The 19,943-nt window shown below is 66.0% G+C and carries 16 protein-coding genes; 12 read left to right on the forward strand and 4 right to left on the reverse strand.

Going from position 1 to position 19,943, the window contains the following annotated elements; genetic code table 11:
• Positions 1-31: 31 nt before the first annotated feature.
• From ACCQ00_RS00725 to ACCQ00_RS00770, 10 genes are all read left to right on the forward strand, one after another.
• Positions 32-853 carry a 2-keto-4-pentenoate hydratase gene (locus ACCQ00_RS00725; protein ID WP_007968138.1) on the forward strand — a complete coding sequence of 274 codons (822 nt, stop codon included), beginning with the start codon at positions 32-34 and terminating at the stop codon, positions 851-853.
• Positions 854-890: 37 nt separating this feature from the next.
• Entirely contained in the window at positions 891-1,889 is a 999-nt protein-coding gene (locus tag ACCQ00_RS00730) for a TRAP transporter substrate-binding protein (RefSeq protein ID WP_039573518.1), read from the forward strand.
• 10 nt (positions 1,890-1,899) lie between these two features.
• Entirely contained in the window at positions 1,900-2,421 is a 522-nt protein-coding gene (locus tag ACCQ00_RS00735; protein ID WP_039573519.1) for a TRAP transporter small permease, read from the forward strand.
• Positions 2,421-3,704, forward strand: a complete 1,284-nt coding sequence (locus ACCQ00_RS00740; RefSeq protein ID WP_008574485.1) for a TRAP transporter large permease — start codon at positions 2,421-2,423, stop codon at positions 3,702-3,704. The genes ACCQ00_RS00735 and ACCQ00_RS00740 overlap by 1 nt, the downstream gene beginning before the upstream one ends.
• Positions 3,705-3,899: 195 nt before the next feature.
• Positions 3,900-5,483: a family 43 glycosylhydrolase gene (locus tag ACCQ00_RS00745; protein WP_039583374.1), complete on the forward strand. Its 1,584-nt coding sequence runs from the start codon at positions 3,900-3,902 to the stop codon at positions 5,481-5,483.
• A gap of 141 nt (positions 5,484-5,624) precedes the next feature.
• Positions 5,625-6,683, forward strand: coding sequence for a LacI family DNA-binding transcriptional regulator (locus ACCQ00_RS00750; protein WP_039575191.1), 1,059 nt, complete (start codon positions 5,625-5,627; stop codon positions 6,681-6,683).
• Between the two features lie 468 nt (positions 6,684-7,151).
• Positions 7,152-8,006, forward strand: coding sequence for a 5-dehydro-4-deoxy-D-glucuronate isomerase (gene kduI, locus ACCQ00_RS00755; protein WP_039575188.1), 855 nt, complete (start codon positions 7,152-7,154; stop codon positions 8,004-8,006).
• 183 nt (positions 8,007-8,189) lie between these two features.
• Entirely contained in the window at positions 8,190-8,945 is a 756-nt protein-coding gene (gene kduD, locus ACCQ00_RS00760; protein WP_039575187.1) for a 2-dehydro-3-deoxy-D-gluconate 5-dehydrogenase KduD, read from the forward strand.
• A gap of 307 nt (positions 8,946-9,252) precedes the next feature.
• Positions 9,253-9,909 carry an RpiB/LacA/LacB family sugar-phosphate isomerase gene (locus ACCQ00_RS00765; protein WP_017154952.1) on the forward strand — a complete coding sequence of 219 codons (657 nt, stop codon included), beginning with the start codon at positions 9,253-9,255 and terminating at the stop codon, positions 9,907-9,909.
• 549 nt (positions 9,910-10,458) lie between these two features.
• Complete coding sequence (locus tag ACCQ00_RS00770; RefSeq protein WP_180301604.1) at positions 10,459-11,592, forward strand: GDSL-type esterase/lipase family protein; 1,134 nt, start codon at positions 10,459-10,461, stop codon at positions 11,590-11,592.
• 215 nt (positions 11,593-11,807) lie between these two features.
• On the opposite strand, the gene ACCQ00_RS00775 is transcribed toward ACCQ00_RS00770, so the two are convergent.
• Positions 11,808-12,452 (reverse strand): DMP19 family protein, encoded by a 645-nt coding sequence (locus ACCQ00_RS00775; RefSeq protein ID WP_039575183.1) that lies wholly within the window; start codon positions 12,450-12,452, stop codon positions 11,808-11,810.
• Positions 12,453-12,593: 141 nt separating this feature from the next.
• Complete coding sequence (gene phhA, locus ACCQ00_RS00780) at positions 12,594-13,484, reverse strand: phenylalanine 4-monooxygenase (protein ID WP_039575181.1); 891 nt, start codon at positions 13,482-13,484, stop codon at positions 12,594-12,596.
• Between the two features lie 128 nt (positions 13,485-13,612).
• On the opposite strand from phhA, the gene ACCQ00_RS00785 reads away from it, so the two are divergent.
• Positions 13,613-14,095: an Lrp/AsnC family transcriptional regulator gene (locus ACCQ00_RS00785; protein WP_003490476.1), complete on the forward strand. Its 483-nt coding sequence runs from the start codon at positions 13,613-13,615 to the stop codon at positions 14,093-14,095.
• A gap of 284 nt (positions 14,096-14,379) precedes the next feature.
• Entirely contained in the window at positions 14,380-16,578 is a 2,199-nt protein-coding gene (locus ACCQ00_RS00790; RefSeq protein WP_039575179.1) for a TonB-dependent siderophore receptor, read from the forward strand.
• 591 nt (positions 16,579-17,169) lie between these two features.
• Here ACCQ00_RS00790 and ACCQ00_RS00795 read toward each other — a convergent pair.
• Together ACCQ00_RS00795 and ACCQ00_RS00800 are read right to left on the reverse strand one after the other, a co-directional pair.
• Positions 17,170-18,207 carry a patatin-like phospholipase family protein gene (locus tag ACCQ00_RS00795; protein WP_017157369.1) on the reverse strand — a complete coding sequence of 346 codons (1,038 nt, stop codon included), beginning with the start codon at positions 18,205-18,207 and terminating at the stop codon, positions 17,170-17,172.
• 585 nt (positions 18,208-18,792) lie between these two features.
• Positions 18,793-19,800, reverse strand: coding sequence for a TIGR00266 family protein (locus tag ACCQ00_RS00800; protein WP_039571008.1), 1,008 nt, complete (start codon positions 19,798-19,800; stop codon positions 18,793-18,795).
• Positions 19,801-19,943: the final 143 nt, after the last annotated feature.

Raw genomic sequence — 19,943 nt, forward strand, 5'->3', positions numbered from 1 at the left:
GTGCAACAAAACACCTATCGGGGAGACACCCTTGAGCAACGACGCCGCCACTCCGCCATCGTCCACACCCGCGCTGTCCGCCATCGCCCAGCGCTTTGTGGAAGCACGCCGTGCAGGGGCATCGCTGCCCGACTTTCCCGGGCAAATCCCCGACGATCTGGTCACCGCCTACCAGGTGCAGGACATCGCCATCAGCCAGTGGCACGACCACGTCGTCGGCTGGAAGGTGGGGTATATCGCCGCCGAGCGCCGCGACGCGTCCGGCGACGAGCGTCTGCTCGGCCCGATCTTCTCCCAGAAGGTCTGGAATGCTACCGGTGGAACAACCGAGTTCCCGATCTTTGTCGGCGGCTTCGGCGCAGTGGAAGCCGAATATGTCCTGATGCTCGGCGCCGACGCCCCGGCCGAGCAGACCCACTTCACGCCGGAGCAGGCGGCAGAGCTGCCGGCCACGTTGTTCATCGGGGTGGAGATCGCCAGCAGCCCGCTGGCCACCATCAACCAGTTGGGCCCGCGGGTGGTGATTTCGGACTTCGGCAACAACAACGGCCTGATTCTGGGCCCGGAAGTGACCGATTGGCTGGCGCGCGACGAGGCTGCGCTCACTGCCCAGACGCTGATCGACGAAAAGGTGGTCGGCACCGGCGGGGCCACCACGCTGCCGGGCGGGCTGCGCGCGGCCTACGCATTCGCGCTCAGCCGTTCGGCACAGCGCGGGCGTCCGCTCAAGCGCGGTGATCTGATTGCCACCGGCAATGCCACCGGTATCCACGACATCGAAGTGGGGCAACGTGCCCTGATTCGCTTCGCCGGCATCGGCGATATTTCCTGTACGGCCGTGTCCGCCAGTTGACGGCGGTCCCCGTGACCAGACGCTTGGGAGGGCGCCAATGATCACACGCAGACATTTTCTTGGTGCCGGGCTCGGCGCCGCTGCCGCCGCCCCCTGGCTGGGTGCCGGCGCCACCACGCCGATTCCCGGCGGGCAGTTGCTCACCGCCACCGACGTGCATGTCGGAGACTACCCCACCGTGGAAGCGGTGCGCTGGTTCGGCAAGCAACTGGAAGAACGCACCAATGGCCGGCTCAAGCTGCGCCAGTACCACTCCGGCCAGCTGGGCCGCGAATCGGAGGCGATCGACATGGCGCGCTTCGGCGCCATCGACATCACCCGTGTGTATTCGGGCGCGTTGAACAACACCTTCCCGCTCACGCAAGCGCTGTGCCTGCCGTACGTGTTCGACTCGGTACCGCATCTGCGTCGCGCCATCGACGGGCATGTCGGCGACAGCGTGCTGCGCAGCTTCGAGCAGCGCGATCTGGTCGGTCTTGCCATCTACGATTCGGGCGCGCGCTGCTTCTACAACACCAAGCATCCGCTGCATCGCCCGGAAGATCTCAAGGGCCTGAAATTGCGGGTGGCTTCGTCGGACATCTTCCTCAAGTTGATGCGCATGCTGGGCGCCAACCCCACGCCCATGTCGCTGGGCGAAACGTTTTCGGCGATGGAAACGCACATGATCGACGGTGCGGAAAACAACATGCGCAGCTTCCAGTCCAGCCGGCATTTCGAAGCCGCGCATTACTGGTCGCAGAGCGAACATTCCTACGCGCCGGACATCCTGGTGATGTCGCGCAGGAGTTTTCAATCGCTGAGCGCGGCCGACCGTGGCCTGGTGGTGGAACTGGCGCGCGCCTCGGTGCCGGTGATGCGCAACTTGTGGGATGCCTCCGAGACGGTGGCGCGCAAGCAGGTGATCGACTACGGCGTGAAGCTCAACCAGGTCGACATGCTGGCGTTTCGCGCCGCTGCCGCGCCGCTGCTGGCCGAATACCGCAAGCAGCCGGAGATCGAAGCGCTGTACCGCCGCATCCGCGATTTCGCATAGAGGTGTCCCGATGACCGAACCCGAAACTGTTGCCGTCACGGTCGCGCCGTTGCAGCGCGCGCTGGACCGCGTTTCCGACATTGCCATTGGCGTGGCCTCGCTGGCGCTGCTGGGTCTGGTGGTCGTGCAGGGCTGGCAGGTATTCACCCGCTACGTGCTCAACGACTCACCCAGCTGGACCGAGCCGGTGACCCTGTTGCTGCTGAGCACCGCACTGAGCCTGGGCGCGGCGGCCGGCGTGCATACCAATCGCCACTTCGGCTTCTACCTGCTGGGCGAACACGTGCCGCCGCTGGTGCGCAAACTGTTCGAAGTGATTCGCCCGCTGATGATCCTCGCCATCGGTGCGGTGCTGGCGTGGTGGAGCGCGGCGCTGTTGATCGATGGCCTGGATATCAAGATGGCCGGCGCGCAGATGCCGCAGAGCATCAACTACCTGCCGCTGTCCATCGGCGGTGCGCTGATGGTGCTGTTCGCCCTGTACAAGTTGTGGCGTGTGCTGCGCCCGGTCCATGTCGGAGGAGTGCGCTGATGGGCATCGCCATGTTGTTGGGCACCTTCGTGGTGCTGCTGCTGATCGGCGTGCCGGTGGCCTACGCCCTGGGCGCGGCGGCACTGGCCACGCTGCTGTACCTGGACCTACCCACGGTGGTGTTGGTGCAGCAGATTTCCGCCGGTAGCGGCTCGGCGTCGCTGATTGCGATTCCGCTGTTTATCTTCGCCGGCGAGCTGATGCTGCGCGGTGGCATTTCCGAACGCTTGATCGCCTTGGCTTCGTCCTTGGTCGGGCGTGTCCGCGGCGGTCTGGGCCAGGTCAGCGTGCTGTCGTCGCTGTTCTTCGGCGGCGTCTCCGGCTCGGCGATTGCCGATGTCTCGGCGGTCGGCGGTACCATGATTCCGCAGATGATCAAACGCGGTTACGACCGCGATTACGCGGTGAACGTGAGCATGACCGCCGCGCTGGTGGCCTTGCTGGTGCCGCCTTCGCATAACCTGATCCTGTTCTCGGCCGCGGCCGGTGGCGGCTTGTCGATTGCCGATCTGTTCGCGGCCGGCATCTTTCCCGCGTTGTTGATGACCGCCGCGATGATGGTGACCGGCTATGCAGTGGCGCGTCATCGCGGCTACGGCACCGAAGCCTTTCCTGGGTGGCGTGCGGTGGCCTTGCGCCTGATCGGTGCGCTGCCCGGCCTGGGGTTGGTGGGGTTGATCTTCATCGGGATTCGCGCCGGCATCTTCACCGCGGTGGAAAGCGCCGCCATTGCCGTGGTGTACGCCTTGATCGTCACCGCATTGCTGTATCGCCAATTGCGTTGGGCCGAGTTCTTCGCCGCGGTCACGCATGCCGCGCGCACCACCGGCGTGATCCTGTTCGTGATCGCCACGGCGGCCGTGTTCGGCTGGCTGCTGGCCTATCTGCAGGTGCCTGCGGCGGCGGTGAAGTTCCTGCAAGCCATTGCCGACAGCAAGAACATGGTGCTGTTGATGATCGTGGTGATGCTGCTGTTGCTGGGCATGTTCATGGACCTGGCGCCGAAGATCCTGATCTGCACACCGATCTTCCTGCCGGTGGTGAAGGCCTACGGCATCGACCCGATCCACTTCGGCCTGGTGATGGTGCTGGCTGGCGGTATCGGCCTGATCACCCCGCCGATCGGCTCGGTGTTGTTCATCGGCACCTCCATCGGGCAGATCACCATCGCGCAAAGCATGCGTACGATCTGGCCGTTCTGGCTGGCGGCGTTGTGCGTGCTGTTGATCGTGGCGTTTTTCCCTGAGTTGTCGCTGTGGCTGCCGCGCGCCCTGCGCGCCTGAGCCTGGGCGATTGCGTGATTGCGTCACTGGCAGACGGGTGATCGGTACGGCCTGTTCGCGTGGTATCGATCGCCTGCCCTCCACAGGCAGGCGCGTCGGGCATCGCTGCCGGCAGGAGGGCTCTGCCGCATCTGGTTAACCGGTGGCATGACGCACCATCGTAGTAAAGCCCGGCATCCGGGACTAGGAGAGAGCATGCGTGTGCGTCCCGTTTCATCCCGATGGCGTTGGCTGATGGCCGGCGGCTTGCTGCTGTGCGCCGGCCTGAGCGCGGCGGCCGACTGGAAGCGCGGCATCGAACACCAGCGCATCGCCGACCAGGGCAACGGCAGCTTCCTCAATCCGGTGCTGGCCGGCGACCATCCCGACCCGTCGGTGCTCAAGGATGGCGACGACTACTACCTCACGCTGTCGTCGTTCGATGCGTACCCGGGCCTGCCGATCTGGCACTCGCGCGACCTGGTCAACTGGCAGCCGCTGGGCCACGCCATCACCCAGAATGTGGGTGCGATCTGGGCGCCGGACCTGATCAAGCACGGCAAGCGCTACTACATCTATTTCCCCGCACGGCGGGGCGACCAGGGCGGGCGCAGCAATTTCGTGGTGTGGGCCGACGACATCGCCGGCCCATGGAGCGCCCCGATCGACATCGGCCTGGGCAAGTACATCGACCCCGGCCATGCGGTGGGCGAAGACGGCAAGCGCTACCTGTTCCTGAGCGGCGGCGATTATGTGCAGCTGTCCGATGACGGCTTGAAGGTGGTCGGCACGCCCAAGCATGTCTACGACGGCTGGAAATACCCGGAAAGCTGGGACGTGGAGGGCTACTCCCAGGAAGGCCCCAAGATCACCCGCCACAACGGCTGGTACTACATGACCACCGCCGTGGGCGGCACCGCCGGCCCGCCGACCGGGCACATGGTGATCACTGCGCGTTCGCGCTCGATCCACGGCCCCTGGCAGAACGCGCCCAACAACCCAATCACCCGCACCAGGAGCGCGGAGGAGCCGTGGTGGTCGCGCGGCCACGCCACCCTGGTGGAAGGCACCGACGGCCGTTGGTGGATGCTCTACCACGGCTACGAACACGGCTACTGGACGCTGGGCCGGCAGGCGCTGCTCGACCCGATCGAATGGACGCCGGATGGCTGGTTCGTCGCCAAGGGCGGCGATCTGGGCACCCCGCTGAAAAAACCCAGCGGGCAGGCGCTGCAGCACGGCATGGCGTTGTCCGACGATTTCCGTGCCGCCAGGCTGGGCCCGCAGTGGGCGTTCTTCAACCCGGCTGCCGATGAAGCCAAGCGCCTGCAGGTGGGCAATGGCGTGCTGCGCCTGCAGGGCAAGGGCACCGCGCCGCGCGATGCGTCGCCGCTGACGGTGATCGCCACCGACCCGGCCTACCAGTTCGAGGTGCAGATGACCGTGTCGCCGGGCGGGCAGGGCGGGGCGCTGCTGTTCTACAGCGACAAGCTCTACGCCGGCGTCGGCAGCAATGGCGAGAACTTCGTCATGCACCGCTACGGCGAGGAACGCCCCGGTACGCTGGCACCCAGCGCCAACGGCGGCACGCTGTGGCTGCGCGTCACCAACAACCGCCACATCGTCACCATCCACAGCAGTGCCGACGGCAAGACGTGGACCAAGTACCCGGTGCAGATGGAAGTGTCCGGTTACCACCACAACGTGGCCGGCAAGTTCCTGGCCCTGAAACCGGCCCTGTATGCCGCAGGCCCCGGCCAGGTGGAATTCCGCAACTTCCGCTACCGCGCCCTGGACTGACCGTTCTGCATCGGCGGGCATGTCGTGGCGCTGCCTGCCGTGGCAGGCCCGGCACGGCGGACCCGGTGCAGCGGCAGGCTTCGCTCAGGTCTGCCGGCCGTCTGGCCGGTAGAATCCAATCAACTTTACTGGTTGACCGCTATGCCCGCCCGCAAGATGCCTGAAGAGGGAATGCCTGGCCTGCCGAAGGGCCGGGTTGCAACGATCAACGACATCGCGCGGATGTCGGGCGTGTCCAAGAAGACCGTCTCGCGGATCATCAACAATTCGCCGTTGGTGCGGCAGGACACGCGCGAGAAGGTCGAGGCGCTGATGCGCGAGGTCGGCTACGCGCCGGATCCGCTGGCGCGCGGGCTGGCGTTCCGGCGCTCGTTCCTGATCGGCATGGTCTACGACAACCCCACTGCCCAATACATCGTGGACATGCAGTACGGCGCGCTGGACGCGCTGCGTGGTTCCAGTTTCGAGCTGGTGGTGCACCCCTGCGACAGCCGCAGTCCCGGTTATATCGAAGGCGTGCGCCGCTTTGCGCAGGCGCAGAAGCTGCACGGCGTGATCCTGGTGCCGCGCGCCTCCGAAGACCAGGCACTGGCCGACATGCTGGCCGAAATCGGGTGCCGCTACACCCGCATCGCCTCGATCGCGCTGGACACCACCTCGCAGACGGTGATCACCCACGACCGCGACGGGGCAGCGGAGGCGGCCGATTACCTGCTCTCGCTGGGCCACCGCGACATCGCCCTGGTCACCGGCCCCAGCGCTTACCGCTCCTCGATCGAGCGCACCTCCGGCTTTGCCGACGCGTTGGCCCGTCGCGGCATCGAACTGCCGCCCGAGCGCATCGTCGAAGCCGGCTACACCTTCGAATCGGGCGTGGCCGCCGCCGAAAAGCTGCTGCTGGGCAAGAAGCGCCCCACCGCCATCTTCACCGGTAACGACGAAATGGCCGCCGGTATCTACAAGGTGGCGCTGCGCGCCGGCATCAATATCCCGCGCCAGCTCTCGGTGATCGGCTATGACGACAGCTCGCTGGCCTCGCGGCTGTGGCCGCCGTTGACCTCGGTACGCCGCCACACCCGTGACACCGGGCGTACTGCCGCGGCGATGCTGATCCAGCCCGACAACGCGCCGCAGCTGCCCACCGCCAGCGTGCGCCCGCACCTGATCGTGCGCGACTCCTGCCAGCCGCCGGAAGATTGAGCGCCGCGCGCCGCGCGCCGCGCCCTTAGCCGGAGCTACGCGCCACGTTCTCGCCGGAAGAAGGAACACGCTGCGTTCGGCCAACGGCTGGCCCCCATCCGCCCTTCGGGCACCTTCCCCCGCAGGCGGGGGAAGGCAGTCCGCGGTCGCTGCTGTAAAGCCCCTCTCCCTGCGGGAGAGGGGTTGGGGTGAGGGTACGGCGGCAGACAGCCATTTAAGAGCCCAGGCCGGCGCTGACCGCCGGCAACCTTTACGTGCAGATTGCGCCTTGCCTCCCAGCACAGCGCGCAGCCTCGGACCCTATCCGGCGCCACGCGCCACCGTCTCCCGATGCCAGAAGGGAAGTGGACAGTCCTCGCCGCCCCACACCGTCTTTCGTGCACTGCGCAATGACACCGGTTAACCAGAGTCGGTAGACTAGCCCCCTGCAAGCCCATGTTCCCCCCTCGCTTGCCTCGGAGAAGTGCCATGTCCCTGTACTGCAAAACGCACTACGCCACCCATCCCGACGCCATCAAGGGCGCCAGCAACGACGCGCTGCGCGAGCTGTACCTGCTCGATGGGCTGTTCGTGGACGACGCGGTGACGCTCAAGTACACCCACTACGAGCGCTTCGTGCTCGGTGGCGCCGCCCCGCTGGGCAAGACGCTGGAACTGCCCAAACAGACCGAGCCGGCATCGGCCGCCGGGCATCCGTTTCTGGAGCGTCGCGAGCTGGGCATTCTCAATGTCGGCGCAGGCACCGGGACGGTGACCGTGGACGGTACTGCCTACACGCTCGGGCCGAAGGACGGCCTGTACGTGGCGATGGGCAGCACCGATGTCAGTTTTGCTTCCGAAGACGCGGCCAACCCGGCCCAGTTCTATCTGGCCTCCACGCCGGCGCATGCGCGCTTTGAGACCACGCAGCTCTCGATCAAGGATGCGGTGGCACTGGAGCGCGGCGCGCTGGAAACCAGCAACGAGCGCACCATCTACCAGTACATCGTGCCGGCCACCTGCCAGTCCTCGCAGCTATTGCTCGGCCTGACCGTGCTCAAGCCCGGCAGCGTCTGGAACACCATGCCGCCGCATCTGCACGACCGCCGCAGCGAGGTGTATTTCTATTTCGACCTGGGCGCCAACGACCGCGTCTACCACTTCATGGGCGAACCCGATGCGCAGCGCCACATCGTGATGCAGAACAACGAAGCGGTGGTGTCGCCGCCGTGGTCCATCCACATGGGCGCCGGCACCAGCAATTACGCCTTCATCTGGGCAATGGGCGGCGAAAACCTGGATTACACCGACATGCACGTGCTGGATATCTGCCAGCTCAAGTAAGGCCTGCATCCATGCGCCTGCATGCAGACGGCCGCGGCCATGACACCGCTGTGTTCAAGCCGGGGCCAGCAACGCCGGCGCGATGCAAGGGCTTGTGGCGCAACCCCACTCATAAGACGCAATCGTCCGCGCGCTGCGCGGCTCACAGCACACCACCGCACACCCAGCAGGAGCGATAAGGTAATGAGCAATCCGTTCAGTCTCGAAGGCAAGGTCGCACTGGTCACCGGTGCCAACACCGGCTTGGGCCAGGGCATCGCGCTGGCATTAGCCGAAGCCGGCGCCGACATCGCTGCCGCCGGCATCCAGGCGCCTACCGAGACCGAAAAAAAGGTCAAGGCGCTGGGCCGCCGCTTCATCGCCATCGAAGCCAACCTGATCAGCATTGAGCCGGTGCAGCGCATCATCGACGAGACCATCGCCGGCCTCGGCGGGCTGGATATCTTGGTCAACAACGCCGGCCTGATCCGTCGCACCGACGCAGTGGATTTCAGCGAGCAGGATTGGGACGACGTGCTCAACGTCAACCTGAAGTCGGCCTTCTTCATGGCGCAGGCCGCAGGCCGTCACTTCATTGCGCAGGGCCGCGGCAAGATCATCAACATTGCCTCGATGTTGTCGTTCCAGGGCGGCATCCGCGTGCCGTCCTACACCGCCAGCAAGTCGGGCATCGCCGGCATCACCCGCCTGCTTGCCAACGAATGGGCCAGCAAGGGCGTGACCACCAATGCCATCGCACCGGGCTATATGGCCACCGACAACACCGCGCAGCTGCGTGCCGACGAAGACCGCAACAAGGCCATCCTGGACCGCATCCCGGCCGCGCGCTGGGGCGTGCCGGCCGACCTGGGCGGTACCGCGGTGTTCCTGGCCAGCAGCGCGTCGGACTACGTCAACGGCGCCATCATTCCGGTCGACGGTGGCTGGCTGGCGCGCTGATCCAGATCGCACGGCGATGACGCGCACCCTCCAACGCGCGCCGCCGCCCCTGCTGTTGCTGCGCTGTGGTGTCCTTCTCCCGCCTGCGGGAGAAGGTGCCCGAAGGGCGGATGAGGGTCTGTCACACGCACATCAATCAACTGCCAATGTGCTTCGCGGCAATCTGCCTTGCCGACTGCATCAGCGCCTTGATCACTGCAACGAACAATGCGCCGGCAGTTGAAAAAACGGCAACCAAACGCACGCATCATCGCGACCTGGCAACAATCCTTTTAAGAATCTTCCCCAACCCAATCGGAGCATTCCCATGAAAATCGCACTCATGAATGAGTTTAGCCAGGCCGCCAAGAACCCGGTGATCCTGCAGCAGCTCAACGACGTCGCCAGCGAGCAGGGCCACAGCGTGTTCAACGTCGGCATGGACGGCGACAACGACCACCGCCTGACCTATATCCACCTGGGCATCGTCGCCAGCCTGCTGCTGAACTCCAAGGCGGTGGACTTCGTGGTGGCCGGCTGCGGTACCGGTCAGGGCGCGATGATGTCGCTCAACGCGCACCCGGGCGTGTTCTGCGGCTATTGCATCGAGCCGACCGACGCCTACCTGTTCGCCCAGGTCAACAACGGCAACGCGCTGTCGCTGGCGTTTGCCAAGGGCTACGGCTGGGGTGCGGAAATCAACGTGCGCTACATCTTCGAAAAGGCTTTCAGCGGCGAGCGCGGCATGGGTTACCCGGCCGAGCGTCGCGAATCGCAGCAGGCCAACGCCGGCATCCTGACCCAGCTCAAGCAGGCCACCGCCAAGTCGTACCTGGACGGCCTGCGCGCTATCGATCCGGAGCTGATCAAGCAGGCCGTCGGCGGCGAGCGCTTCCAGCAATGCTTCTTCGACAACGCGCAGGATGCAGAAATCCGCAACTTCGTTGCCGGCGTGCTGGGCAAGACCGAAGCGGCTGCTGCGTGAGTCACGCTGCACGCGCATGCCTGATCTTGTTTACAGAGCAGGCATGTGCCAGTGCCACGATGCAGCAGATCGTCTGAGCTTCATGCATCGCAAGCCCAAGCGGGCCCTTCATGGATAAATGCGCTTCATCAGGGGCATCGCTTGATCCGGCAATGTCGACCTTTGACGCCTCTGTAACTGGAGTGCCACTACGCGCACGCAGGCAACACGCCTGCACGCACGTCGGCCCTCTTCCGGCAGGGCGAAAAAGACAGGGCTAGCGCGCCATCGGCGCGCCCGCCTTCGAGCGCCCACGCTGCAAGGTGTGGGCGTGGGCTGGGCGCGGAGCGGGGGTTGGGGTGAGGGTACGGCGGAAGACAGCCAATCCAGGCAGCTAGACGCACGCGCCGAACCATCGACGAAACGGTCACACCATTGCATCGCTTACCAACGGCATCAACGCGTGGCTCTGCCGAGCCCAGTGAGCGCGCAAAGCGCAATTGCATCGCCCAAGACCACGCATGCGCCCCATGCGTCGATGCAAACCGCAACAACAGCAAGTAACCGCACGTGCACTCAGCGGAGCCCCTCATGCATCGACTGCTTATCGCCATGCTGTTGCTCTGCACCGGCATCGCCCACGCCGCGCCGCAGCGCATCTTCATCGCCGGTGATTCCACGGCTGCCGAATACGGTGCCGAGCGCGCCCCGCAAGCCGGTTGGGGCCAACTGCTGCAGGACTGGTTCGATCCGGCGCAGTGGCAGGTACACAACCATGCCAAGGGCGGCCGCAGTACGCGCAGTTTCATTGCCGAAGGGCGGCTGGATGCCATCGCAAAAGAACTGCAGCGCGGCGATGTCTTGCTGATCCAGTTCGGTCATAACGATGCCAAACGCGAAGACCCCACGCGCTACACCGATCCCACGACCGATTACGTGCAGTTCCTGCGCCGCTATATCGCCACTGCGCGCGACAAAGGCGCCACGCCGATCCTGATCACGCCGGCCGCCCGGCTGTTGTACGACTTCGGCGCGTTGCTCGACACGCACGGTCGCTACACCCTGGCGATGCAGCAACTTGCCGCGCAGGACCAGGTGGAGCTGATCGATCTCAACGCCAGTTCCAGCGACTGGATCCGCGCGCTCGGCGAGCAGGCCGCCAAACCGTATTTTCTGTTCGTGCCCGAACAGGGCAAGGCCGACGGTACCCACTTCAGCCGTGCCGGCGCGACCGCCATCGCCTGCCTGGTAGTGCAAGGATGGGTGCAACTGCAGCCGACGCTCAAGGCGCAGCTGCGGCGCGACGCCGATTGCGGTGCTGCGCCCGACACCGCCGCGCAACGCGCCGCACAACCGCATCCGTCGTTGATCGCACACGAACGTGATCTTGCGCGTCGCCAACCGGGCCCACACGGTGGCGCCGGCCCGACCACCGCCTATCCGTTTTTCGCCGACGCCCCGGATCTGACGTTCGTGCTGCGCAAGCGGGTGCTGCACAAAGGCGCCGGCATCGGCCTGCACTTGCACGACAAGGACGAGATCTACTACATCGTCAGCGGGCGCGGCTTATACGCGCTGGATGGCAAGCAATACCAGGTCGCTGCCGGCGATGCGTTGTTGACGCGGCCGGGCAGCACGCACGCCCTGCAGCAAACCGGCGAAGAACCGCTGGTGCTGTTGCTGACGTACACCGCATCCAAGTAAGTCTTGCGCCCAAGACAGCGCGGCTGCAACGAAGCGCTGCGTTTTTTCATAGGGGCTGCGTTGCAATCAGGCATGGCCAGCGTGCGGGTCGGTCTGCTTCCAAGCGCAAAAGGCTGCGGTGGATCAGCGACAGCAGACAGCCAATTGCGCCGGCCCACGAACCGCGTCAGTGGTGTTCGCCGCCGACATCCGGCGATGCAAGCGTTCCAGCACCCTCAGGCCTTGTCCACCCCATAGTGCGTCAGACCCAGGCGCGCCAGTTCGGCCGAACGGCGGTAGTAGACCTCTTCCCAACCATCCACGCGTTGGCGGTCGGTGTCGCTCATGGCATCGAGAATGTCTTCGATGCTGAGCAGATTCGGGTCTTCTTCCAGACGCTCGAACACTGTGCCCAGGCCTTCGATGGCCTGGCGCGCTTGCGCCGCGCCCATCGCGGCCAGCCCCCGCAATGCATCGCTGCGGGTCGCCGCATCCCAGCGGTCGAAATAGCGGGCGTAGCCGCTCTCGTTCATGTCCGCATCCAGCCGCGCCAGCGCGATGAGTTCGCGCTCACCCGGCGACAGCGCATCCATGCGCCCGCGCAATTGGCTGAGCTTGGCCTGCACACGGGCAGCGCGGCGGCGCCACAGCAATTCGGGCATGTTGAGCAGGCCTTCCGGGGTGGGGGGCGCCACTGCGGGCCAGTTCACCCCGAAGCCGTCTTCGGTGATCTGCCATTGCGCGCGTTGCGGCGGCGATGCCTTGAGCAGGAGCCGATGCGCCTGGATGGGCTCGTCGATGCGGATGCCGTTGGCCAGGGTGAACAGCAGGCGGGTGTCGTCCAGCTCCAAGCGCCGGATGCGCAGATGCGTCAGGTCCATTGAGCGAAGGCGATGTGGGGAGGTTCGACCTTAGTGCGCGTTGGCGGTGGTGTCGAGTCGGTGCAGGTCACGTCGCGCCAGCGTGCCCGCGGCACCGCCGCGTACGGCGGTTGGTGCCGCGCCAGCGGAGCCGCCGCGACCTCACACGTCGCCGTCGCGGCTCCAACCCTCGCCGCTGCCGCGCTGGATCACCCGATCGCTCGGCAGCACATCACCGGCCGGCACCTGCGGCTGTTGTGCAAGCTCGGCATAGATCGGGGTGAAGTCCGGCGCGGTGGCCTCCATCAGCTGCGCAAAACTGTCGATGACGAAATAGGTCTTCTGGAAGCTGTCGATGCGGTAGCGCGTGCGCATGATGCGTTGCAGGTCGAACCCGATGCGGTTGGGTGCCGGCGATTCCAGCGAATACAGCGATTCGCCCTTGGACGACACGATGCCGGCACCGTAGATGCGCAGGCCCTGCGGCGTGTCGATCAGACCGAATTCCACGGTGTACCAATACAGCCGGGTGAGGTTCTGCAGCGCGTCCGGGCCGATGCCGTGCGCCTTGACCCCGCCGCGGCCATAGGCCTGCATGAAGTCGGCAAACAGCGGGTTCATCAACAACGGCACGTGGCCGAACAGGTCATGGAACAAGTCCGGTTCGGCGATGTAATCGATTTGATCGGGCCGGCGGATCCACCAGGTCACCGGGAAGCGCCTGTTGGCCAGATGGTCGAAGAAATCCAGCTCCGGCAGCAGGCCCTGCACGCCGACCAGGGTCCAGCCGGTGGCGGCCTGCAACACCTGGTTGAGCGCATCGAAGCGCGGGATGTGCGTATCGCCCATGCCCATCGCGTCCTGCGCCTGCAGGAACTCGTCGCAGGCCCGACCGACCAGCAGCTCGCGCTGGCGCCGATACAAGGTGCCCCAGGTGGCGTGATCGTCGGCGCTGTAGCCGTCCCACGGCTGCTCCACCACCGCGATGGTGTAGACCGGCACATAGCCCTTGTCGGTGAGCTGGTTTTCGACGCGTTGCGGGGCGGTTTTCATGCAGCGGCACTTCCCGGGTGATCAGCCGTCACCTTAGCCGGATGCGCGCGCAACGGGATTGTGAATCTTGCGTGTCATAAGCGGATTGGCGCAAGATTCGTGCGTCTTGGTCTGCTGCTGCGCAACATATGGATCAACCCATCGCCCTGGACCGCACCGATTTGCGCCTGCTCGCCTTGCTGCAGACGCAGGGCCGCAGCAGCAATGCGGAGCTGGCCGTGCAGGTCAATCTGTCGGCGTCGGCGTGCCTGCGCCGCACCCAGCGGCTGGAGGCGGCCGGTATCATCGCCGGCTATGGCGCGCGCCTGGACGCGCGCGCGCTGGGGCTGGGTTTGCAGGCATTCGTGCGCGTGCAGCTGGAGCAGCACGGGCAGGCCGACATCGAGCATTTCGCCGAGGGCGTGCGCGGCTGGGACGAGGTGGTGGCGTGCTGGGCGCTGACCGGCGACATGGATTACCTGTTGCAGGTGCAGGTGCGCGACCTGGAACACTTCTCGCGGTTCCTGCTCGATCGCCTGCTCAATGCCACCGGCGTATCGGATGTGAATTCCAGCTTCGTGCTGCGCACGGTGAAGGCGCCGGAAGGTCTGCCGTTGTCGCATCTGGCCTGAGGTGCAGTTCAGCCATGTGGCGCTGGCCCAGGACGCCGCGCGCGCGCCGCAGCCGGCAAGGCGCGCCGCCGCTTCCCAGGCGAACGCAGAAACGTGCTGCTTGCCACATAAACGATAACGATTTACATTTACGTCACATCTTGGCCGCGTCCGGCCATGTCGTTCGTGTCGCATCGCCAGCCCGCGCAGGGTCAGCCAGCCGGTTCGAGTGGACGCCCGCGTGTGCCTGTGCCTTTCCCTGTTGCGTGACGCGCTGCGTCCGCAGCGATCGACGAGAACGCCCCATGTCTGCTGCCATCGCTCCCCTTGGCCTATTGTCTGCCGCGCTGCTGTGCGCGCTGTCGACCTTGGCTCCCGCTGCCCATGCCGCTGACGCCGCCGATGCGACCAACGCCACGACGCTCGACCAGGTCAGCGTCAATGGCACGGTGAGTCGCGCGCAACCGGCCACCACCACGCGGCTGCCGCTGACCCTGCAGGAAACCCCGCAGTCGGTGAGCGTGATCGGGTTGCAGCGCCTGGAAGAGCAATCGCTGTTCAGCATCGACGATGTGATGCGCAATGTGACTGGCGTCAACGTGTCGTTCTACGACACCCAGCGGCCGTTGTATTTCGCGCGCGGTTTCCAGATCACCGACTTCCAGGTCGATGGCCTGCCCACCTACAGCGGCGCCACCAATCAGGAATACGACACGGTCTTCTACGACCGCATCGAAGTGATCCGCGGCGCCAATGGCCTGCTCACCGGTGCGGGCATTCCCTCGGCCACGGTGAACCTGTTGCGCAAGCGCCCGGGCAAGGACTTCGACGCCTCGTTCGGAGTGAGTGCGGGCACCTGGGATTTCCGCCGCATGCAGGCCGACGTCAACGCGCCGCTGACCGAAGACGGACGCTTGCGCAGCCGCGTGGTGGCCGCCTGGCAGGATCGCGATTACTACTACGACCGTTACCACGACAACAAGATGTCGGGCATGGCGGTGCTGGAAGGCGACCTGACCGACAGCAGCACGCTGACCGTGGGCTACCAGCGCCAGGACAACAGCCCGGTCGGTTCGACCTGGGGCACGGTGCCGTTCTTCGCCGCCGACGGCTCCTTCGCCAACCTGTCGCGCTCGACCAACATGGCGCCGGAATGGACACGCTGGCAGCGCGACACCAGCACGGCATTCGCCAACCTGGAGCAGCGCTTCGGGCAGGACTGGTTGCTGCGCGTCAACGCCGCCCACACCAAGGGCGCCGTGCAGAGCCTGCGCGTCTACGGCACCGGTTACCCGGCCGCCGATGGCAGCGGCGTGTTTCTGCGCGCCAACGCTGGCGAAACGCAGGACACGCGCGATAGCGTGGACGTGTACCTGTCCGGCGGGTTCGCCTTGTTCGGCCGCCAGCACGACGTGGTGATCGGCGGCAGCTGGCAGGACCTGCAATCGACCACCTATACCCTGGCGCAGACCTATCCCGACGACTGGACCACCTGCGGCAGCGAACGGTGCTATTTCATTCCCAACATCCGTAACTGGAATGGCGACGCATCCGCGGTGAGCTACACGCGTACCGGCGCGCGACGCGACGCACGCACCACCCAGCGCGGCGTGTATGCCTCCACGCGCTTGCGGCTGGCCGATCCGCTGTCGTTGATTGCCGGCGCGCGGCTGAGCTCCTGGGAAACCCGCACCCAGGCGTTCAATGCCAGCGGCCGCTACACCGGCACCAGCGGCCGCTATGAAGTCAGCGACGAAGTCACCCCGTACGTCGGCCTGGTGTACGACATCGTGCCGGAGGTGTCGGTCTACGCCAGCTACACCGAAATCTTCAACCCGCAGAACTACCGCGACAAGGACAACACCCTGCTCGCGCCGGTGGAAGGGTCCAACCTGGAAGCCGGCATCAAGGCGCAGTTGTTCGATGGCCACGCGATGGCCACCGCCGCCGTGTTCGAAGCCAAGCAGGACAACTACGCGGTGCGCGACATGACCCAGCCGGAAGCTTCGCTGCCGGATGGCAGCTCAGCGTACATCGGCGTGGATGGCACCAAGAGCCGCGGTTGGGAAGTGGATTTCAATGGCGAAGTGTTGCCCGGTTGGACCATCAACGCCGGCTATACCCACGTCAAGGTGACGCGCGCGCCCACCGATGCGATCTACGCCAACCTGCCCGAAGACTATCTGCAACTCTCCACCCAGTGGCGCCTGCCGGGGACGTGGGACCGGTTGAGCATCGGCGGCGGCGTGAGTTGGCAGAGCGCAGTACGCGGCTTCAATATCGCACGCCCCACCGGCGACGGCACGGGCGCCACCACGCCGGTCACCGTGGTGCAGAACCCGTACGCGCTGGTGCATTTGAACGCCAATTACCGCATCAGCGAGCAGTGGACCGCCTCGCTGGCGGTTCGTAACGCGTTCGACAAGACCTATTGGGCGAATCTGGATTATCAGAACTACGGCGAACCGCGCTTTGTCAGCGTGTCGCTGCGTTGGCGGTATTGAGGTCGTGGGCGATGCAGACGCCTGAGTGAAGCATGCGGCCGAGCGATGCGCATTACGGCGCGATGCGTGCGGTGTGGTGACCGGGACGGCATCGCGAGCAGGTCGCTCCTGCAAGCGCGGTGCAACCACGTAGCAAGCGCAGTGCAACCACGCGGCAAGCGCAGTGCAGCGACGCAGGTCGTCGTTGTCGAGCCTTCGGCCACGACGCCATCTCGATGCCGTTTTGTCCTCAACTGCCACGACTCGGCCAAGCCCGCCGTCCGCACCAGCCACCACGTCGGGTGCAGGCCCCACGTGGGGTGCATTCGTTGCGACCAGGCACCCACCAGCACGCCCCTTGGCGCACACGCATGCCGCAACAGCGAGGGCTGCGGCACAGGCCATTGTAGGAGCGGCCCCGGCCGCGATGCCGTCCCGATGACATCCGGCCCGAGCACCCATGACATCCAGCGGACTCACTGTGCAGCTACATGCGACTGGCCGGCAGGCGTGCGTCACAGGCATCGCCGACGGAGTCCTTGCGTGCATGCGCGCCCCGCCCACGGCCGCATCCGGCCGCAATCCATTCCTCCAGCGCAGCCCACAGCCGCCTTACGGCGCCACGCAGCCCTCATCCTTGCCACGCAATTTTTCCCAACGCGAGCGTTGTTCCAGGCAGCGCTCGTACGCCTGTTGCTTGGCCGCCTTGGCCTGATCGGCGGCGGTCCGTACTGCGCTGCTGCGCGCGGCCTGCAGTTGCGCAATCTTGGCGCGAATCTGCGGCATCACCGCCATTGCGGCGCGCTCGCCTTCGAGGATCGCCGCACCGCGCTGGTTGAAATCGGCCGAGCCGATATCGTTGACCTTGGGGCGAATGACCACGTCGGCACGTTTGAGTTCGGCCTCGCCCAGGCGCTGGCCCATGATCGAGATCGACTGGTTCACCGTGCCCAGCAGGTCCCCCGGATTCTTGCCGCTGGCCTTGCTGGAAATATCCACCGCCACCACGAATTCGGCACCCAACTGGCGCGCCGCATCCACCGGCACCGGGCTGACCACGCCGCCATCGACGAAGTGATAGTTGCCGATGGTCACCGGCTCGAATACGCCCGGGATACTGCTGGACGCGCGCACCGCCTGGCCGGCATTACCGCGCACGAACACGGTACGTTCGCCATCTTCCAGACGCGTGGCGACCGCTGCGAACGGCTTGCGCAGTTTTTCGATCGGCTTGCCGCCGAGCTGTTCGTTGACGTAGTCCTGCAGTTTCTGGCCTTGCACCAAGCCACCGGAAAACAGCCGCACATCGCGGATGCTGGTCTGGTCGAGCGCGACGGCCTTTTCCTGCATTTGGAACGCATCCATGCCGCTGGCATACAACGCGCCCACCACGCTGCCGGCGCTGGTGCCGGACACCACCACCGGCGCAAAGCCGTTGGCCTCGAGCATCTTGATCACCCCGATATGCGCAAAGCCCTTGGCCGCACCGCCACCGAGCGCCACGCCGATCTTGATGGGCTTGGGGGCTGCGGCCGAAGGTGCCTGCACCACCGGCGCCGGTGTCGCCGGGCGCGGCTCGCCCCCGCAGGCGCCGAGCAGACCGAGCATGGACAACAGGGCGAGCGAGCGGGAGCAGCGGAGCGCGATCATGGCGAGAGCATCGATGGGAAAGGCGAGGGAGAATACACGCGCGCTGTCACTGCTGCGCTGGTGTGGCGTGAGTGGAATTCATTCGGAACAGCATCTTTTGCAGGCGTTGCACTTCCTTCTCCCCGCGGGACAAGGTGGCGCGCAGCGCCGGACGAGGGCAAGAGCGGCGCCTGATGCATTCCCATTCCACCTGTGGCTTCGCCCGGACCCTCACCCCAACCCCCGCTCCGCGCCCCAACCTCCCACCTTGCGGCGTGGACGCTCGAAGGCAGGCGCGCCGATGGCGCGCTCGCCCTGCCTTTTCGCCCTGCCGGGAGAGGGCTCCGGTTCCGTGCGGCGATGGGCCTGGCTGCGGCCAGGGTGCCGTCATTGCACAACGGCCCGGTCGCCTGCCTTCTCCCGCCGGGACAGTTTCCTGCTTCATGGAGCAGAAGCTGGCGCAACGCGCCGGACCAGGGTACGCCCCAGCACATGCCAGATGCCTGGAGCGACAAACGCCTCGCCACGCGCCTTCAGAAGCGAAACGACGCGTGCTTCGCCCCCCGAATCCAACTCGCCATCACGTCCGCCCGCCGCGACACCCGATCAAAACCGGTTATCGCCATCCAGCAAGCGGCCCAGGCCGCCCAGCACCGAGCCTTCGCCACGCTGCTGACCACCGCCTTGCGGGGCGGCCTGCAGCATGCGGCCGGCCATGCGCGAGAACGGCAGCGATTGCAGCCAGACCTTGCCCGGGCCGGTGAGGGTGGCCAGGAACACGCCTTCGCCGCCGAAGAACATGCTCTTCAGGCCGGCAACGCGGCGCACGTCCATGTCCACGCCGGCGTGATAGGCCACCACGCAGCCGGTATCCACGTCGATGCGCTCGCCCGGGCCCAGCTCGCGTTCGACGACGGTGCCGCCGGCATGCACGAACACCCAGCCGTCGCCTTCGAGCTTCTGCATGATGAAGCCCTCGCCGCCGAACAGGCCGGTAAGGATCTTGCGTTGGAAGGCGATGCCCAGCGACACCCCGCGCGCGCCGGCCAAAAAGCTGTCCTTCTGGCAGATCAGTTGGCCGCCATGCTCGGACAGGCGCAGCGCCAGCACCGTGCCCGGGTAGGGCGCGGCAAAGGCGACCTTGGCCTTGCCGCTGCCGGCGTGGGTGAACACGGTGGTGAACATGCTTTCGCCGGTGACCACGCGCTTGCCGGCCGACAGCAGCTTGCCCATCAGCCCGCCGCCACTTTGACCGGCATGCGAGCCGTCGCCGAACACGGTGTCCATCTGCACCGCCGCGTCCTTGTACATCAGCGCACCGGCCTCGGCGATGGCGCTCTCGCCCGGGTCCAGCTCGACTTCGACGAACTGCATGTCGTTGCCGACAATGCGGTAGTCGATTTCATCCGCGCGCCCGTGCATGCCGGTCAACGGCGGCGGTGCGCTAGCGCCGCCCTGCAGTTCGGTCAGCTGACGGGCCGACGTCCAGCCATCGAGCCCGTCGCGCCAGGCCAGCGCATCGGGGTGGCGCTGCGCGTGCGCGCGGGCGCTGGCATCGTCGAGGGGGCCGAGACGGTCGGCCTGTCCGGGGTTATGGAAATACCACTGGGCCATCGGGACGACTCCTGTCTGTGTGTGCGGCGAGTCTAAGCGCAGGCGCGGCGGCGGCGTCCCGTGTCCAAGGTCATGCCTGGAAAGCGTGGTTGTGAGGCGGTTATGCGCGCATCCGGCGCGCGCTTGGCCATCGCGCTGCCGAG

The sequence above is a fragment of the Xanthomonas sp. NCPPB 3761 genome (assembly GCF_041475705.2).
GTDB classification, from domain to species: Bacteria; Pseudomonadota; Gammaproteobacteria; order Xanthomonadales; family Xanthomonadaceae; genus Xanthomonas; species Xanthomonas phaseoli.